General features: G+C 71.7%; 12 protein-coding genes. 6 read left to right on the top strand and 6 right to left on the bottom strand.

Translation table 11 applies throughout. From position 1 onward, the window contains the following. Positions 1–43 precede the first annotated feature (43 nt). Genes IE331_RS12815 through IE331_RS12800 form a run of 4 tightly spaced genes read left to right on the top strand, consistent with a single transcriptional unit; the run spans position 44 to position 10,419 of the window. Complete coding sequence (locus IE331_RS12815; protein WP_192143799.1) at positions 44–2,809, top strand: hypothetical protein; 2,766 nt, start codon at positions 44–46, stop codon at positions 2,807–2,809. Between the two features lies 1 nt (position 2,810). Next, positions 2,811–4,082, top strand: a complete 1,272-nt coding sequence (locus tag IE331_RS12810; RefSeq protein WP_192143798.1) for an ABC transporter substrate-binding protein — start codon at positions 2,811–2,813, stop codon at positions 4,080–4,082. Positions 4,083–4,089: 7 nt separating this feature from the next. Then, on the top strand, positions 4,090–6,111 hold the full coding sequence (locus IE331_RS12805; RefSeq protein ID WP_192143797.1) for a serine/threonine-protein kinase: 2,022 nt from the start codon (positions 4,090–4,092) through the stop codon (positions 6,109–6,111). A 3-nt stretch (positions 6,112–6,114) separates the two neighbouring features. Further along, on the top strand, positions 6,115–10,419 hold the full coding sequence (locus tag IE331_RS12800; RefSeq protein WP_192143796.1) for an FtsK/SpoIIIE domain-containing protein: 4,305 nt from the start codon (positions 6,115–6,117) through the stop codon (positions 10,417–10,419). 65 nt (positions 10,420–10,484) lie between these two features. Here IE331_RS12800 and IE331_RS12795 read toward each other — a convergent pair whose 3' ends face one another. From IE331_RS12795 to IE331_RS12770, 6 genes are all read right to left on the bottom strand, one after another. Further along, the gene (locus IE331_RS12795) at positions 10,485–10,766 is read right to left on the bottom strand and encodes a WXG100 family type VII secretion target (RefSeq protein WP_201931758.1); all 282 of its coding nucleotides are present in this window, start codon (positions 10,764–10,766) and stop codon (positions 10,485–10,487) included. An 89-nt stretch (positions 10,767–10,855) separates the two neighbouring features. Beyond that, entirely contained in the window at positions 10,856–11,458 is a 603-nt protein-coding gene (locus IE331_RS12790) for a hypothetical protein (protein ID WP_192143794.1), read from the bottom strand. Positions 11,459–11,535: 77 nt separating this feature from the next. Then, a complete protein-coding gene (locus IE331_RS12785; RefSeq protein ID WP_192143793.1) occupies positions 11,536–12,093 on the bottom strand; it encodes a hypothetical protein in 558 nt (185 codons plus the stop codon). Positions 12,094–12,097: 4 nt separating this feature from the next. Beyond that, positions 12,098–13,234, bottom strand: a complete 1,137-nt coding sequence (locus IE331_RS12780) for a hypothetical protein (protein WP_192143792.1) — start codon at positions 13,232–13,234, stop codon at positions 12,098–12,100. Positions 13,235–13,329: 95 nt separating this feature from the next. Next, positions 13,330–14,703 (bottom strand): hypothetical protein, encoded by a 1,374-nt coding sequence (locus tag IE331_RS12775; RefSeq protein ID WP_192143791.1) that lies wholly within the window; start codon positions 14,701–14,703, stop codon positions 13,330–13,332. Then, positions 14,700–15,005 carry a hypothetical protein gene (locus IE331_RS12770; RefSeq protein WP_192143790.1) on the bottom strand — a complete coding sequence of 102 codons (306 nt, stop codon included), beginning with the start codon at positions 15,003–15,005 and terminating at the stop codon, positions 14,700–14,702. Before IE331_RS12770 ends, IE331_RS12775 begins: the two co-directional genes overlap by 4 nt. A 308-nt stretch (positions 15,006–15,313) precedes the next feature. Here IE331_RS12770 and IE331_RS12765 point away from each other — a divergent pair, with 308 nt between their 5' ends. Both IE331_RS12765 and IE331_RS12760 read left to right on the top strand, forming a co-directional pair. Then, a complete protein-coding gene (locus IE331_RS12765; RefSeq protein WP_192143789.1) occupies positions 15,314–17,350 on the top strand; it encodes an aryl-sulfate sulfotransferase in 2,037 nt (678 codons plus the stop codon). Between the two features lie 232 nt (positions 17,351–17,582). After that, complete coding sequence (locus tag IE331_RS12760) at positions 17,583–18,263, top strand: 50S ribosomal protein L25/general stress protein Ctc (protein WP_192143788.1); 681 nt, start codon at positions 17,583–17,585, stop codon at positions 18,261–18,263. The last annotated feature ends 32 nt before the right edge of the window (positions 18,264–18,295 follow it).

The raw sequence follows: 18,295 nt of genomic DNA, 5'->3' as shown, positions 1-18,295 counted from the left end.
GGCGGTGACGACCAGCCCACGATCCAACGGGGGCTCAGCACGCATGTCGAACATCGTCGTCCGGGAGATCTCTGTCCGCAGGGTGCTTCCGGCCACTGTCGTCCTGGCCCTCGTGGCCGCCCTCGCAGCCGGCGTGGCCACGCCCGCCGCCGCGGCACCGGAGAAGGTGCTGCAGTCGGTCTCGGTCTCGCTGGGCGCCGACTCCTCCATCGGTGACATCTCCAGCACCACGGTCCGTGCCGGGGAGGGTCAGGAACTGTCGGGTGAGACCACCGTGCTGGACCCGAACGAACACTCCGAGGAGCTCCCGGTCAGGATCCTCTCGAGCTACCGGCTGGGGGACCGCGTCGGCACGGACCTGAGTGACATCGAGGGTGAGTCCGGCCGGGTTGTCGTCGACGTCACCGTCCAGAACATCACCGCAAGGCCGGAACGTCTCACCTACGACGTCAGCGGGGTTCAGCAGGAGCACAACGCGCTGGTCGCGACCCCCATGACGGTGGTGGCGTCCGCCCGGCTGGGCGAGGACTCCCTGGGCAGCATCGTCACCTCCGACGACGTCCGTCCCGACGCCGTCACCAACGGCGTCGTGGGCGGTGGCGCCGAAGGGACGGCCGACGTGCAGTGGGCAGCCCTGCTCGCCCCGCCCCGCCTCGGTGCCAGTGCCACCTTCCGACTCGTGCAGGACACCACGGACTTCCAGGTGCCGCGATTCGACGTCTCCGTGCAGCCCGGCTTGGTGACCGACACCTCGGTTGAGCGGCTGCTGGAGGCGGCCTTCGCCGACGATCCGAGCTCGACGCTGAAGCTGGAGTCCGCGACCATCGAGCTAGTCGGGAACGTCAACACGATCCTCACCGGCGCCAGCGGCGTGCTGGCCCAGATCCAGGGCGTCCTCGGGGCCTCGGCCGACCAGCTCGGCCAGAAGACCATCGGCGAGCTCGAGTCCAGCGCCGCACTTGTCTCCTCCTCGCTCACCGGCCTGGCGGGAGACCTGTCCTCCCTCAACGGCCAGATGGCCGGCGAGATGAGCACGGCCAACGCGGAGACCGTCCGTCAGTTCCGCGAGACCGTCTCGTCGATGAAGAAGCTCCTGGGCGATCCGGCGGCGTTCGACGCGGCGCCGACCGCCAAGCCGGTCAAGTGCACCGCAGGCCGATCGCGGCTGCGCACGTCGGGCAGCATCAGCGAGCAGATGGTCGCCATCGCCGCACAGCTTCGGTCCATCAGGTCCGCGACCGGTGACTGCCGGCAGCGGATCAAGGACGGACTGGCCGAGGCGATCGGCACCGCAGGTGACACGGCCGTCGACGACACCGTCATCGGCACCCTGCGCAAGACTCAGTCCGAGCTCGGCGGACAGGCCGACCAGCTGGTGGCGGACGGCCAGGACCTGGCCGACCGGTTCGACGGCAACCTGCTCGGCGGTCTTGGCGTCGGCATGACCGGCCTGCAGGACAGGGTCTCGCTGATCAGGGAGAGGGCCCGTGGCCTCGGAGGCATCGGCGGTGACTCGGCACGACGCACCCTGGAGGCCATGCTGGCGATGCTCGGGGAGCTCGAGGCCGCCCTGACCGCGGCGGACGGGCTGCAGGGCACCCTCCGGCAGGTCAACGACCGGGCCGAAGCGGCACAGTCCGCTCTGGGAGGGGACGACGTCGACAACGCCACGTCTCAGGTGACGGCGGCGGCCGAGACGGTGTGCTCCATCCATGCCGGCGCGGACGACGCGCAGAAGCTGGTGCTCGACCGGGCGAGCGTCCTCCTGGTCGGCAGGACGTGCGCCGAGGTGGAGGCCGCGCCGACGGGCTTCCCCCAAGACGTGCGCGACCGGATCTCAGCCAGCCAGTCCGCGCTGGCCGAGGTCGTGGCAGGTTCGGACATGAGCGCGGGCAGCGACAACGCACGGGCGTTCACGGAGCTGCTGGGCACCGTCGACGACCTCCAGACGAATGTCTCGGACCTGTTGGGGGACCAGCAGCCCCAGCGCGACAAGGTCGCGGCCCTGCAGGCCGCGGTGGATGCCCTCTCGACCGGGCCGGTGCCCGACTGGGACTGTGACGACCTGCCGGCGCTGCCCGTGGAGGGTGAGGTCAACCCGTTCGAGCCCCTCGAGCTGCTCGTGCGCAACTATCGGGCACTGCAGTGCAACCAGGACGGTCTCGACGATCAGATCCTGGGATACTTCACCCAGGGTGAGGCCCTGCTGAGGGACACCGCCGGCGTCCTTGACGACCAGGCAGACGACATCGACGACGCCAGGGCCCGGGCCGAGCTCGACGTCGACGACCTGGTCGGCACCCTCTCCACGGCCCTCGACGACTCGATCACCTCGATCAGGACCCAGGGCAAGAAGTCCGTGACCACCCAGCAACGCACCCTGGACCGGGAGCAGAAGCAGCTCGCGGCTTCGCTGGACCGCAGGGTCACCAAGGCCGTCCGGCAGATCGAAGGCACCGTCAACGACGCGAACCGGAACCTGGTGGCCTCGGAGCGAGCTCTGCTTGCCGATCTCAGCGACGTGCTGCTCGATCTCGGCGACCGGAGCAACGACGGCACGGGGCTGCTCGGTGCGCTGGTCAAGGGGTCGGCCGACACCGGCACCGCCGCCGACAGCGTCGTCCGGGCCAACCGGACCGCCTCGGAGTTCGCCGGAGTCCGCAGCACCGCGCTGGGCGACGTGTTCCTGCAGCAGGCCCAGCTCGCCCGGTCTCTCGAGCTGCTCGAGGCAGCGCCGGCCTTCGGCCTCGACCTGCCCGAGGGCAGCAGCCACCTGACAGTGTTCGCCTTCCGGCTGGGGGAGGACTGACGTGCGTGGAGTCGTCACCACCGTGCTCTTCATCAGCGGCCTGATCCTGGCCGGTTGCTCCTCGGGAGAGGAGGAGCGCACCGACACCGGGCGACCGGTCGTGTCGTCCCCGGTGGAGCTGTCCGTCGAGACACCCACGGCCGAGCCGATTCGGATCGGGGTCATCACGACCCTGAGCGCGGTCCCCGGCCAGGGCGCGGACGCGCTGCCCGGCGCCGAGGGCGCCCAGGTCGCGGCGTTCCGTCTCGGACTCGGCGACCAGCGCGTGGAGCTCGACGTCGTCGACGACGGCGGCACTGAGCGCGGCGCGCGGGCAGCCGTGGCGCAGCTCGTCGACAGCGGTGTCGCCGGCATCGTGGCGGCCAGCACCGGGGACCACCTGCTCCCCGCGCTGGGCGACGCGGCGGCAGCCGAGACAGCCGTCCTGCTTCCCTACCTGCGGGTCGGCGACGAGCTGCCGGACGGGACCTACCTCACCGGTCCCTCGGCCGACGCAGTCGGCTCGGCGCTGGCAGGCGTCATGCGGTCCCACGACCTGTCGAAGCCGTTCCTGGTCTCCGCCGACGGCGTCCTCGCTCCGGGCATCGATCCCCCCCAGCAGTCCTTCCTCTCCGGACGCGACAGCGATGACGTTCTCGTCGCCCGGATCCGTCGGGCCCGGCGGGCCGGCGCGATCGACAGCGCCGTCATTGCCGCGTCCGCCGGCAGCCAGGCGCGGGTCGTCAGCCGTCTGCAGGGCGCCGTCGGCGACCTGCCACTGGTGCTGACCCCCGAGGCGCTCAGCCCGGTGTTCGCCGACAAGCTCCAGGAGACCGCCGGCACCACGTCCGCGCGGTTCCTCACCGTGGGGGTGGACTCAGCGGACACCGCGACGCTGACCGCCGGCCCACGCGCCGAGTCAGTCGCGTCCTACTTCGCCGCCCTGCGACTGCTCAGCCAGGACGACCAGGCACGGGACCTCACCGACTCGCTGCCGTTCAGCGAGGTCGCCGCCGGCGCGGACACCCGCAGCCACGACGCGGTCGTCGCGCTGGTGACCGCAGCCCTCGACGCCGGGTCGGTCTCGGCGCCCGACGTCCTCGTCTCCCTCGACGGACTTCAGGTCGACTCCGGCGACGGCCTGGCCGGCCCGGAGCTCGACTTCTCCTCCGCCGCAGCTCTCCCGACCGACGCAGTGGTCGAGCTCAACGCGACCACCCAGGACCCGGGCGTGCGACCGGTAGCCGACCCCGGCACCGTGTTCTGGTTTGCGGTGCCGACGCGATCCGGATGAGCGCTCGATGAGCCCCACGCCCCCACGACCCCTCGGAAGTCGCTACGAGCTGCTCGACCTGCTCGGCACCGGCGCCATGGGCGAGGTGTGGCGAGCGCGGGACCGGGAGACCGGCCAGGAGCGGGCAGCGAAGGTGCTGCGCTCGGAGTTCGCGCGCGACACCGAGATCGTCACCCGCTTCATCCAGGAGCGCTCGATCCTCATGGGGCTGCGCCACCCGAACATCGTGCGGGTGCACGACCTGGTGGTGGAGGGTGACCGGCTCGGCATCCTGATGGACCTGGTCGACGGTGGTGATGTGCGTGGCCGTCTCAGGGCCGACGGCACGATGACCGGACGCGATGCGGTCGTCGTGGTGGGGGCCGTGCTCGATGCGCTCGCCGAGGCGCACTCCCAGGGCTGCCTGCACCGCGACGTCAAGCCCGACAACGTCCTGCTCGACGGTGCGCTCCTGGCGGACCCGGGCGCGGTCAAGTTGTCCGACTTCAGCATCGCCAAGCTCGCCCAGGAGTCCACCGTCATGGCGACCGGGCTTCTCGGCACCCCGGGCTACATGCCGCCGGAGCTCTTCCTCCACGGCCAGTTCAGCGCTGCCTCCGACGTGTACGCCGCCGGCATCCTGCTCTACGAGCTGCTCGGTGGGCGTACCCCGTTCGCCGGACCGGGCACGGCCCACACCGTCGGGCACCGGCACGTCATGGCCGAGCCGCCTCGACTGCCGGTCGACGACCGCCTGTGGCACGTGCTGGGGACGATGCTCGACAAGGACCCACGCGTCCGGCTCACTGCCGCCGGTACCGCCCGGACGCTCCGCGATCTCCCGGACGCGGTCCTCGACCGACCGCGGCTTCCGGTGCAGGGCCATCCGGAGACCTGGGCAACCTCCGGCGGCACGGGCGAGCGGTCCGAGCCGATCCACGTCCAGGAGCGTCCGGCTGCCCTCGACCCCGGTGTCACGAACCTCCACGCAGCCCCCGTCGCGTCGGCTCCGCTCGCCGGTACGGGCCAGGTCCGGGCCTGGGGGCCGGCCGATGCGCCGGACGAGGGTGTGACGTCCGTGGGCCGCGCAGCACCCGAGCACCAGGCTCCCGTGCTCACCCCGGGAGCCGCCGTCGACGCGACGCCGGTGCGCAGACCGTGGCTGGTGTGGCTCACCGTTGCTGTGGTCCTGCTGGGACTGATCAGTGGGGGAGTCGCGTTCGCGCAGTCGCGAGACGGCGGCGCCGCTGCGCCGCCGGAAGCCCCCGGGAAGGGTGCCGTGGCCACGACGGCCGTCCAGGCCGACGACGCCCGACCGAGCGGGCTCACGGTGACCCGGGAGGTCGCCTTCGACCCCGCCAGCCGAACGCTCCGGCTGACCGTGCGCTACGCGACCCAGAAGGCCGCGCTGACCGGCCCCTTCCTCGAGGTCGTCCCAGCGGCCGACGACACCCAGCAGTGCCCGGCCGTGGACTGGCAGGGTGCCCCGCAGCCGTCGAACATCGGTCGCACCACGGGAATCCTCACGGCCTGCGCCTACGCGATCCAGGCGCCGACCATCCCGGCGCAGAGCTCCTGGGAGGTCACCGCCGTCGTCGACCTCGACCTCGGGGACGACCCCGAGGCGGTCTCGACGTGGCTCGAGCGCGCCGCCGGTCTGACCGCCGAGGCACTCGGCGGGGCCAGCGTGCAGCCTTCGGCCTACCCGGTGCAGCGGCTGGCCGACGTACGTGTCGATGTGCCGGCGGGCGTCACCGTCCGCACGCGCAACCTGCGGGTCGTCCTCCGGCCGGTGTGGGTCAGCGGGCCGGACGACAGCATCACCCTGCTCTACGACAGCTCGACCGGCCAGTCCTCAGGGCTGCTCGACCAGGTGGCCGGTGGCCTCGAGGGCGTCTCGCTCGACGAGTCCTGCGGGGGTGCGCTGTCGATCAGCCGGCAACGCGCGGTCTCGGTACTCCGCCCCACCGAGGACTGTCGGATCGGCGCGGACGTCGGCAACTTCGACGTCGAGAGCTCTCCGTTCACCATCTCGTCCCTGGGAGGCTGACCGATGCGCATCACCGTCACCCTGGAGGGTCCGCTGGGCGCCTCCGACATCCTGGTCGAGTGCGACGACGCACTCTCGGGCCGGGAGCTCGTGTCGGCACTGCAGACGCACGGAGGGGGCGGAGACGATCTCGTGATCCCGCCGAAGCTCGGGGTCGCCCACGTGTCGTCCCACGACGGCCCGGTCGGCGACCTGGGGCTGCGAGACGGCATGCGGGTCGGGATCGGCGATGCCGGGACTGCGAGCCCGCCCGTGCCGTGCACGGGACTGCAGCTGCACGTCGTGGGCGGCCCCGACGCGGGCCGGGTGTTCGCGCTGCCGGTCGGAACGCACGAGATCGGCCGCAGCGGAGTGATCAGCTGGTCCGACCACTCACTCTCCCGTCGGCACCTACGCGTCGAGGTGACCGCCGACGAGGTGTCGATCACCGACCTCGGGTCCAGCAACGGGTCCCGGATGGAAGGCCGGGAGCTGACCGCCGACGAGCCGGAGACCTGGGCGGTCGGCGACTTGGTGGCGGCCGGCGACTCGCTGTTGCTGCTGCGCTCCGCCGACGTCCCGGGGGCCACCGTGGAGCCCGCGGAGCCCGGCTGGCTGAACTTCCTCCGCCCACCGCGGATCCAGGCACTCCACGTGACGCCGCACGTCGTGGTGCCGGAGGCTCCGGAGAAGCGCAAGGGACGTCGGCTGCCCGTGATCGCCATGGTCGCGCCGCTGATCTTCGGCACGGTGATGGCCATCGTCTGGAATCCGTTCTTCCTGATGTTCGCCCTGATGAGCCCGATCATGATGGGCGCCAACTTCCTCTCGCAGCGACGAGGCGACGCCAAGGAGCACCGGGACGCGGTCGCGCAGTACGACCAGGATCTCGAGGCCGCCCAGCAGGCGCTCGACCAGGCCCTGCGCTCGGAGTCGCACCGGCTGCGCGACGAGCTGCCCGACCCCGCAGCCACCCTGGTGACCGCGCTGCTGCCGGGCCAGCGGCTGTGGGAACGACGGCGTCACGACGACGACGCGTACGCGCTGCGGTTCGGCACCAGTGACGTCCCGTCCACGGTGCAGGTCACGGGTGCCGACGACGGCTCGGACCACCGGCTGCACGCGATTCCGGTCGGTGTCTCGCTCACCCAGTCGAAGGTGGTGGGGATCGCCGGGCCCGACGCGCAGGTCGACGATTCGCTGCGATGGGTGATCAGTCAGCTCGCGACCTACCACGCGCCGCGCGACCTGAGCCTCTCGTTCGTGACCAGCCGCGGTGGTGCCGAGTGGGGCTGGCTGCGCTGGCTCCCGCACCTGCGCCCGGAGACCACCGACGCATGCCTCGCGATGGTCGGCAACGACCCCGACACCGTCGCCGCGCAGGTAGCGGTGCTGACCGCGATGATCAAGGCCCGCCAGGAGGCCGCCCGCGGCTCCAACCGGATCGTGGCCGAGAGCTTCCCCGCACACGTCGTGCTCGTGCACGGGTACCGCGAGCTGCGCGGCACAATCGGTCTCGCGCAGGTCCTCGAGGAGGGCCCGCTCGTGGGCGTGTACGCCGTGTGCACCAGTGACGACGAGCGCTCGCTGCCGGAGCGGGCAACCGCCACTCTGGTCGTCGACGCCGGGCAGCCGTCGTACGGTGCCTTGCGTCGTAGCGGCGCGGCCCGTCTCCCGTCGGTGCTCCTGGACGCGGTGTCGGCACCCTGGTGCGAACAGCTGGCCCGCGAGCTCTCCCCGCTGCGTGACGTCGGCGCGACCACGCAGGGGGAGTCCCTCCCCGACAGCGCCCGGTTGCTGGACGTGGTCGGCTTGGAGCCGCCGAGCGAGGACGCCGTGCGAGGACGGTGGCGGGCCCAGCCACGCAGCACCACGATGACGCTCGGGATCGGGCTGCAGGGCCCCTTCTCGCTCGACCTCGCCGGCGACGGACCGCACGGACTCATTGCCGGCATGACCGGCTCTGGCAAGACCGAGCTGCTGCAGACGATGATCGCCTCGCTCGCGGTGGCGAACCGGCCCGACCACCTCAACCTCGTGCTGATCGACTACAAGGGCAACGCGGCGTTCAAGGACTGCGTCCACCTCCCCCACACGGTCGGCAACGTGACCAACCTCGACAAGCACCTCGTCGAGCGGGCGCTGGCCTCCCTCAATGCCGAGCTGAAGTGGCGGCAACGGTTCCTCGACGAGGCCAAGGTCAAGGACATCGAGGACTACCAGCTGCTGCAGTCCAAGGAGACCGGTCGGGCGCCGCTGCCGCGGCTGCTCCTGGTCATCGACGAGTTCGCACAGCTGGTGAAGGACCTGCCGGAGTTCGTGACCGGGCTGGTCAGCATCGCCCAGCTCGGGCGGAGCCTGGGCATCCACCTGATCCTCGCCACGCAGCGGCCCAGCGGGTCGGTCTCGCCGGAGATCCGCGCGAACACGAACATGCGGATCGCGTTGCGTGTCGCCGACACCGCCGACAGCGCCGACGTGCTCGAGAGCCCGGACGCGGCCCGGATCCCCAAGAGTGCCCCCGGCCGCGGGTATGCCCGCCTCGGTGCCGGCGCGCTCGTGGCCTTCCAGGCAGGCCGGGTGGGTGGCCGACGGCCGGGCGTCGTGGCGACCGACGTGGCGCCGCCGTTCCTGGCGCCGGTGGGCTGGCACTCGCTCGGCTACCGGCCGCCCCAGCCAGTCACCCGCGCCCAGGAGGAGGTCTCCGACACTGACCTTGCCGCGCTGGTGGAGGCCGTTGCGGGCGCCGCCGACGCCGAGCAGGTCGGCGAGCAGCGCAGCCCGTGGCTCGACGCGCTCCCAGAACGCCTTCTCTGGGAGGAGATCGTGGCTGGGAAGGCGGTTCGGGGCGTGGTCCCGCCCCTGCCGTACGGACTGCGCGACCTGCCGGACGACCAGCGGCAGGAGACCGCGTCCCTCGACCTCGATGGCGAGGGACACCTGCTGGTCTTCGGCTCGGCAAAGAGCGGCCGCTCCCAGGTCCTGCGTACGTTGGCCGGATCCATCGCCCGGCTGACCGACCCTGCCGACGTGCACCTCTATGCGCTCGACTGCGGCAACGGTGCGCTCCACCCCCTGGCCGCGCTGCCGCACTGTGGTGCCGTGGTGAACCGCACGGAGGGGGAGCGGGCGCACCGGCTGCTGAACCGGATCACATCCGAGATGGATCGCCGGCAGGGCCTGCTCGCGGGCGCCGGGTACGCCGACATCCGGGAACAGCGCCGGGACGCATCCGAGCCGTTGCCACACCTGGTGCTGATGCTCGACCGCTGGGAGGGTTTCGTCCCGACCTTGGGGGAGAGCGACGACGTGCTGAACGCGATCCTGCGGATCCTGCGGGAGGGCGCCAGCGTGGGCGTCCACGCGGTGCTCACGGGTGACCGGACGATGGCCAACAACTCCCGGGTGGTCTCGATGAGCGAGAACAAGCTCACCCTCCGGTTCGCCGACCGCAGCGACTACGGGTTGGTGGGCCTGTCGCCGCGGCAGATGCCGGACCGGGTCCCCGCGGGGCGGGGCTTCGCCACCGGACCCCGCGAGACCCAGGTCGCCCTCCTGGCTGCGGACGACTCCGGCCAGGCACAGGCGGCGGTCCTGCAGACGCTCGCCGAGGAGTCCCGGGCGTCCGCGTCCACCGATGTACGGCCGTTCCGGGTGGACGTCCTGCCGGCCCGTGCGACTCTGGAGCTCGCCCTCGGCCTGGCGGCCGCGCCGCAGGAGCCCCTGGTGCCGGTCGGCGTGGGCGGTGACGAGCTGACGCTCTTCGTCGCCGACCAGCGCAACCCGGCGTTCGTCGTCGCCGGTCCCAACCGTTCGGGCCGCAGCTCGATCCTTGTGGCGGCGGCCCGCGGCTTCCTGCGCACCGGTGGTCAGGTGCTCGCGGTGGCGCCGCGCTCCAGTCCGCTGCAGGACCTCGCCGGCGAGAAGGGTGTGCTCGGCGTGGTCACGGACGTCGCCGCGCCGCCCGATCAGTACGACGCCCTGCTGGCCGCTGCCAGGGGTCCGGTGCTCCTGGTCGTGGATGACGGGGAGGCGCTGCGGGAGTCAGGGGGAAACGACTTCTTCCAGCGTGCTGCTCGGGGTCAGCTCGAGTCGGTCTTCCTCCTGCTCGGCGGACACCGCGACGGGCTGTGCTCCGGATTCTCCGGCTGGCAGGTCGATGCCCGGAAGAGCCGGCAGGGCCTGCTGCTCTCCCCGCAGGAGCTCGGCGACGGAGATCTCATCGGCACGCGCTTGACCCGGCAGCTGATCGGCCGGCCGACGCAGGCGGGAACAGGTTGGCTGCACCAGGGGGACGGGGCGCTGCGACAGGTGGCCACGCTGCTCTGAGGTGCCGACGCAGGAAGGGCCGCTGCCTCACGGCAGCGGCCCTTCCTCGTGCGTGCTGGAGGCGCTCAGCCCTTGAGCGCCGAGGCGAGCTCGGAGTCGACGCTCTGGAAGGCCTCGGCGGCCTTGTTCAGGTAGTTGCCCATGCCGTCGAGGCCCTCGATGGTCTGAGAGGCCCCCTTGCTGAACTCGTCGTAGGAGGACTGGAAGGCGGCCGAGGCCGAGTCGGTGACGAAGCCACCCGACACCAGGCTGTCGACCTGCCCCTTGAGCTCGTTGAGCTTGCTCTCGATCTCCTGACGGCCGGCGGCGAGCTTGGTCGCCTGGCTCTTCATCTCTTCGTAGGTCACGTTCACATTGGCCACGGTGGGTCCCCCTTGCGGTAAGTGCTCCGAGTGTCGGTCCGGCGCGGCTGCGTCAGCACCACGCCGCACCGGCGTCAGGTTACCCGAGGAGCAGCCGGTGAGTCAGGACAACCACCGGACTCTTCGGGTGCGGGCTGCAGCGAGTCGGCGATGGCGTCGAACAGCAGGACCAGGGGGCCGGAGACCTGGTCGGTGGTGGTCGCGAACGTGAGGACGAGCAGGTCGGTGTCGCTGACCTCGATGACGTGGTCGACACACGTCTCCCATCGGCGCTGCCCGTCGGTCCCGGCGTCCTGGGACTGCACCCGACGGACCCGACGCAGCGAGGCGTAGGGACCGGCCTGGGACGGGCCGTGGTCGAGCACCCCCTCTGAGCTGCCGAGCGCCCGCTCTATGGCAGCCGGGAACGAGCTGTCCTGGATGTTGTCCACGACGGTCACGACCAGAGACGCCGAGATGGGTACGCCGCGCATCGGCTCGGTCTGCACGTGCAGCTGCTGAGCCCCCTGCTCCGCAGCCTTCGCGAGCTGCTCCTCGAGTGCCTGGGCGATCTGATGGCGGGCCGTGGCCACCGCGTCCCGCGACACGCCGGCCAAGCGCCGGTCGAGCAGCCTCTTGATCTGGGCGCCCCGGCTCCGCTCGTCCGTGGTGAGGCTCGACCAGCCCTTCGGGATCACCAGGGACCAGCCTCGGCCGTCCGGCGTCCGGACGGTGGTGCTGCGGGTCTCCGCCCTGACCGCATCGCTGCCCTGGGTCACAAGCCGTGCACCCCCGCTGCGAGCTGGTGAAGGGCACCCGGCAGGCTGACGGCGGACACGAGATCGACACTGTGGCACGACAGGACGACGGCATAACCGCGATCGGGACGCAGCCACACGACGGCGTTGTCCTCGTGGATCTCGCGATCCACCGTGCCTGTGACGACCGATCGCCAGCGAAGGGTGTGGGCAGGACCCGACGCCGTGTCGATCTCACCGCGCTCCGTCGATCCATGGGGCGGGTCTCCAGCCGCCAGGAGCTCGGCCAGCTCGGACACGTCGTCCCCGGCGTGGGCGACCCCGCGAAGTGCCGCGATCTCGAGTGGGATCAGCTCGTCGTCGCTCAGGGTTCGCACCCAGGCGGCGAGCGTGACCGTGCCGTCGGTGTCGTCCTGGCCCAGCTGCGCGGCGATGCCGCCGATGCCGGCCGCCGCGGTGGCGGTGGCCTCGTCCGTCCCGAAGTGCTGCATGAGCTGCTCCGCGTTGTCGGACGCGGGGGCGTCGAGGTCCAGGGGGACCCAGGTCGAGAGCCCGTCCACGTAGAGGTCGTCCATGGTGTCAGGGTGTCCCTTCGTCAATGGTGGCCGTCGGCAGGCGGCGCGCCCTGTCACCCGACTGCCACCCCGCGAGCAGCCGCCAGGCGTGCAGCACTGTGCCGAGCAGTGCGAGCGCGAGAGCGGCCGGGACCAGTGCCACGAGCGTGAGCTGCAGCGCGAGCAGCGAACCGGCCAGCAGGATGGCGGTGGCGCCGAGCGCCATCGGTGGCGTGACCATCGTCGTGCTGCCGGACTCGACCTCCGACAACCGCGCGTGGTCGACCACGCGCTCGAGTGCCGCGTGCGGCACCGCCGGTGCCCCGGCGGCAAGCGGCGTCGTCTCGAACGCCAGTCCTGCCCGGGTGCAGCCGGCTCGCACCTGATCGTGGTCGAACACGCGGGCGTCGACACGGCACAACGTGCGATCGGAGGCGTCCAGGAACACGAGGTGCTGGTCTCCGTCGATCACGCAGCGGTCAGCGCCACCCAGGGCCGGGCCGGGCGTCCAGACCTCCTGTCCACGCGCGTGCAGCACGATGTAGTCGTGGCCGATCTGGAGCTGCGCCTGCGCCAGCCCGGCCCATTCCCGGGTGAGGCCCGACGTCACGACCTGGCGCCCCTCCGCCTCGGGTGGGGTGGTGACGAGACGGTGGAATGCGCGGCGTCGTGCATGGAACCGGAGCACGATCGGTGTCGCGAGCATGAATCCGAGCAGGGTGAAGGGCAGGCTGAGCCAGCTGTCGGCGAGTGGCATGCCGAGGAACGTGACCACCACGGCGAGGACCAGCAGGGCGTCCTCGGTCTGGCCCGCGACACGGGGGCGAGGCCGGGTCACGCCGCGCCGCCCGGCGCGACGGACGGCGCCTGCCTCGTCGGGGGAGGCCGCCTCGACGGTCAGGCCGAGCGCCTGGGCGAGCGGCTCGATGCCGCTGGCGATCCGGAGGTCCTTGCCCTCCAGGGTCTCGGCGTGCGGCACCCAGTGACGTGGGTCGAACACCGCGAGCGGCGTACTCCCCTCTCCGGGCATCAGGGCGACCAAGCCGCGGAAAGAGCGTCGGAAGGCCCGTCCGAGATCGCCGGGTTCGACCTGGACGACTCGTGCCACGGCTCCGGGAGGCGCCAGTACCTCGTCCTTGCCGGTGTCGGCGGCGTGCAGCACGACGGCACCCTGGCCGTCACAGCGCACCCGCGTCTCACGCGCGTCCGCGATGGCCGTCCCGCCGCACACGCCCGGGACCAGGAGGGGGCGCCGCATCACCGGATCGCGGACAGGCGCCAGCGCAGGTCGGAGGCCTCGTCCACGATCTCGTCGACCAGCTGCTTCGGCACGTCAGCCGGGGAGACTCCGGTCGCCCGGCCCAGGGCCGCATCGGCACCGGTCGCGAAACCCGCCCAGTTGACGTAGGTGAGTCTCCGGACGTTGGCTGCCGCCTCGTCGAGGTAGGCCGCGGCCGCGGGCACCCGGAAGCTGCGCATCACGCGGATCTTCTCCAGTGCCGTCGCCGCCCCGCTGTCCAGGACCCGCAGCCTCGCCCAGACGGACGGGTCGACCCGCAACATCTGGTCCACCCGCGTCACGGCATCGTCGACCGCATTGAGGTGTCGCGCCTGGGCGTAGTTGCGCAGGCCGCCCAACAGGCCGCTGCGCGCCGGGTTGATGCGGGAGAACCACCGCACGTGCCTCGGCAGACTGCGCACCGCCTGCGCCCGCTGGGCGACGACCACGACGTCCCGGGCGCGGCTCAGCGTGCCCGGAAGTGCCTGGGCAGCCCGGATCGTGGCCCGGCCTCCGACGGCGGCGAGCAGCAGCCCCGCGGTGTCCCACGCGATGTCGCCCCACGTGGCCTCGCCGACGCTGAGCAGCAAGGCATCCCCGGCCAGGATCGCTGCCGCGAGGGCGACGCCCACGCCCACGATGAGCGCTGTGATCCACAGGGGTGCGGTGAAGAAGAGCGCCACGACGATGCCGATGGCCGCGACGGCCAGCGCGACCCACTTCAGCACGTCGACGATCATCCTGATGAGGTCGGCATGGTCACGGACCCAGCCCTTGACGTGGTCGAACCAACCGTCGCTGAACTTCTCCGACGCCTCCTTGATGTCGTCCGCGCACTCGGAGGCCCGCTGCCGAAGCCTCTCGACGGCGTCCTCCACGTCCTGGGCTGCCCTGCGCCGGGCCGACTCGGCGTCGTCGCGTCGGTCCCACTGCGCACTCCGGGCCACGAGCTGCTCGGGGGTGGGCTCGGCGACTCCCTCGAGGGGATCCTGGTCGAGCCGTCGTCGCTGCTCCTCGGCATCGAGCGCACGCTGCAGGCCGTCCCAGGTGTCGGTGCGGGCGGTGCCCACGTGGCCGGCGTACGTCGTGAGGGCGTCGGCCACCTGGAGATACTTGTCGGCGGCCTTGCCGAGGTCGTCGACACGGTCGGCGGCCTTCTTGGCGAACTCCTCGGCGGCCTCCCCCGTCCACCCGCTCAGCTGGCTCAGCCGCTGCAGCGTGCTGCGGCTGGATCCCAGGTCCTCGCCGCGGTCGCGGTACTGGCCGGCGACGCGCTTGACGTCCCACTCGTCTGCCGGGACCGGGTCGCTGGCCTGGTGGACGACGCTCCAGTCCGCGGATCGGCTGCTCACGAGGAGCCCTGCTCGAAGATCTCGGCGGCCTTCCGGGCCAGGTCCCGGTCGGCCTCGCCGAAGGTGCGCGCCGCCTCGCTGGCGAGGTTCCCGACGGACTCCACGTTGTTGGCGAGCTCCTCGCGCTTGTTCTCCCAGTCGTCGGCAAAACTGCCGAGCGCATCGATGACGGCTGTCTCCGCGACGTCGTACTTGTCGACGTGGGCCAGTCGGCCGTCCGTGCGCAGGTCCCCCGCCAGTTGCTCCAGGTGCGACCCGAGATCTGCCAGCTCGTCGCTGGCGTACTTCAGCGTGCCCGACACACGTTCCCCCTTCTCGCTGCGCAGACATGCTAATCGAAGGTGGGAAGCGTGCGGTGACGATTGGCCGACTCGGGCCGCTGTCGACGCTCGGCCACCGACCGAAGTGGGGTTCGCGCGCCCCCGAAGAACTCCCGGGAAGCACAGCGACGGCCGCCGATCCGGCTTACGGTTCGGCCATGCTCCGACCGCTCCTGACCCTCACCCTGGTGGCCGGCCTCCTGGGCCTCGCCGCCGTCCCTCGCCCCTCCGCTGCGAGCGCGGCGGCCGCCCCTGCCCACTCACTCTCCGTGACGGGCGAGGGTGTGGGCATGTACCCGGCCTACGATCCGGCCACCGAGCGCTACGCCGCGACGACCACGGGGGCGACCGACGGTCGGCTCACCGTCGAGGTGACCACCGCCGACCCCGCCGGTGAGATCTGGATCGACGGCCGGCCGGACGGGAACGGGCGGGCCACGGTGACCGGTCTCGAGGGTGGCGACGAGGTGGCCGTCTTCATCGAGGACGCCGGCGGCCGCGCGGTGTACTCGGTGGTCTACCTGCCGGTGGGCTTCCCGGAGCTGGGCACCCCCACGAAGACGACGTCGGTCGCACCCGGTGACGTGCTCCTCACATTGAGTCGCTTCGACCGGACCGACGCACCCACGTTCGAGACGAGCGTGAACGTCGACGGCGTCCCCTCCTACGTCAGGTCATCCGAGCCGCCGTACTCCTCGCTGGACCTCAAGCCCAACGGGTACGGCGGCTACACCGTCGCTCGCCAGCCGACCGACACCCCGGGCCGGCTGGGCGCGCGGATCGTGGAGCTCGACGGCGCCTTCCGCGAGGTGCGCAGTCTGGAGACGGTCGGGCTGCAGCACACCGACACCCACGACTCGATCGTGCGCGAGGACGGCAGCCGGATCCTCACCGGCTACGAGCCGAACGCCGACAGCGGGTTGACCGACGCCGTCATCCAGGAGGTGGGCCCGGACGGCGAGATCGTCCACACGTGGAACAGTGCCGACCACCCGGGCCTGCGCGCCGCGTCGCTGGCCCGCGAGAGCAACCCCGACTACATGCACATCAACTCGATCGAGGTCATGGCCGACGGCCACATCCTCGCGTCCTTCCGGCACACCAGCCAGGTGCTCAAGATCGCCTGGCACACCCGAGACGGTGATGCCGTGGGTGACATCATCTGGCGGCTCGGGGGGCGCGACAGCGACTTCGAGTTCGTCGACGACCCGTTCGCCGGCCCGTGCGCCCAGCACACCGCGAACGAGCTTCCGAACGGGAACATCCTGATCTTCGACAACGGGTCGCCGACGCCGAGCGGCCTGTTCCCGGACAGTGAGCTGTGCGTGGACCCGGACGACCCACAGGGCGAGGCGATCGGTCGCAACCACACCCGGGTCACGGAGTACGCCCTCGACGAGTCCTCCGCCTCGGCCACCGCGACCCTCGTCCGGTCCTATCGCCGCGAGAGCTGGTTCGCGCTGTTCGCCGGCTCGGTGCGGCCGGTGCCGGGCGAGTCGGGGAACACTCTCATCGGCTGGGCGTCCGCACGCCAGGCGATCGCCACCGAGATCGGCCCGGACGACGAGGTGGTCTGGGAGCTGAGGGATGTCGGCGCCGACGGGGCCGAGCGGCCGGCGTACTTCAGCTATCGGGCGGTGAAGGCGCAGGTCCCCGACGCCGTCGACCCTGTCGTGGACCTGCGGGTCCCGGGTGTGGACGGAGAGGTGGTGCAGGGGTCGAAGGGGAAGGTCCGCTACTCGTGCCGTGATCGCGGGGGCTCCTCCCTGCAGGAGTGCACCAGCGACGCAGGACGGCGCGTGGACACATCGACCCTCGGACCGGGCAGTGTGACGGTGACCGCGACCGACGGCGCCGGCAACAGCTCGACGATCACCCACGACTACACCGTGGTGGAGCGGCTCCGCCCGGACGCGTGGATCCGCCGCCCGGGCAAGGCATGGCAGGGCAAGGACGTCTACGGGCGAGCGAAGACCCAAAGCGTCGGTCTGGGCCTCCGGCGGGTCGGTCGCGACCGGGACGTGGTGGTGGCGCTGCAGAACGACGGCGCCGGTACGGCACGGGCCCGGGTCCGCGGCACCCGGGGCAACGCGGACTTCCGGGTGCGCTACCGCGCGGGTGGGCGGAACGTCACCGACGCCGTGGTGGCGGGGACGTACCGGACCGGTCGTCTCGGATCGGGGGCGCGTGAGCGCCTCAGGATCGTGGTCTCGCGCCGTCCAGGCTCGCGGGCCGGTGACGAGCGGACGATCCGGGTGCGGATGCTCCCTGCCCAGGGGCGGGATCCCCGCGACGCCGTCGCGGCAGTCGTGACGGCGACCGGGTGACCGGCTGACCTGAGCCGATTGGTACCCGGACCGCGCAGTCGGTAGGATCGACGGGTTGCCTCGGCGAGGGAGCACTGCGGAAGCGCAGCGGACTCCGTGATCGACAGGGCGGGTGCTCCACGCCGCGCGTCCGATCCGGACCAGCGCGGCGTTTCTCGTCTCCGGCCCGACGCACCCCACGACCAGCCCGCAGGCACCACGCCTGGCACCACCCGCACGCACGAGGAGAGACATGTCCGCCGAGAAGATCACCGCCGAGTCCCGCACCGAGTTCGGCAAGGGCGCCGCGCGCCGCATCCGTCGCGCCGACAAGGTGCCGGCCGTCATCTACGGTCACGGCAACGACCCGATCCACGTGACCCTGCCCGGCCACGACACCTGGCTTGCGCTCAAGCACGGCGGCGCCAACGCGCTGCTCGAGCTGTCCTTCGAGGGCAAGACCCAGCTGGCCCTGACCAAGCAGGTCCAGGTGGACCCGATCCGGCGCACCCTGGAGCACATCGACCTGGTCGCCGTCCGCAAGGGTGAGAAGGTCACCGTCGACATCCCGGTCCACCTCAACGGCGAGGCCGCCCCCGAGACCCTGGTCGTGACGGAGAACTCGGTGGTCTCCGTCGAGGCCGAGGCGACGCACATCCCCGAGTGGGTCGAGATCTCGATCGAGGGCGCCGAGGTCGGCACGATGGTGCTGGCCTCCGACCTGGTTCTCCCGGAGGGCACCTCGCTGCTCACCGACCCGGAGACCCTGATCGTGAACATCACCAACGCGCCGACCGCCGAGGAGGTCGAGGCCGAGCTCGAGGAGGCCGAGGCCGAGGCCGGCATCGAGCGCGAGGATTCCGACGAGGACGCCGAGTCGGGCGAGTCGGGCGAGGGCGAGTCCACCGAGGACGGGGAGTCCGCCGGCGAGTGACTCGCCCCCACGGACACCGGGCCGGGATACTC

It is taken from the genome of Nocardioides donggukensis, assembly GCF_014842875.1.
Classification (GTDB): domain Bacteria; phylum Actinomycetota; class Actinomycetes; order Propionibacteriales; family Nocardioidaceae; genus Nocardioides; species Nocardioides donggukensis.
Note: the sequence above shows the minus strand (reverse complement) of the source record. Positions and strands in the feature narration are given on the sequence as shown.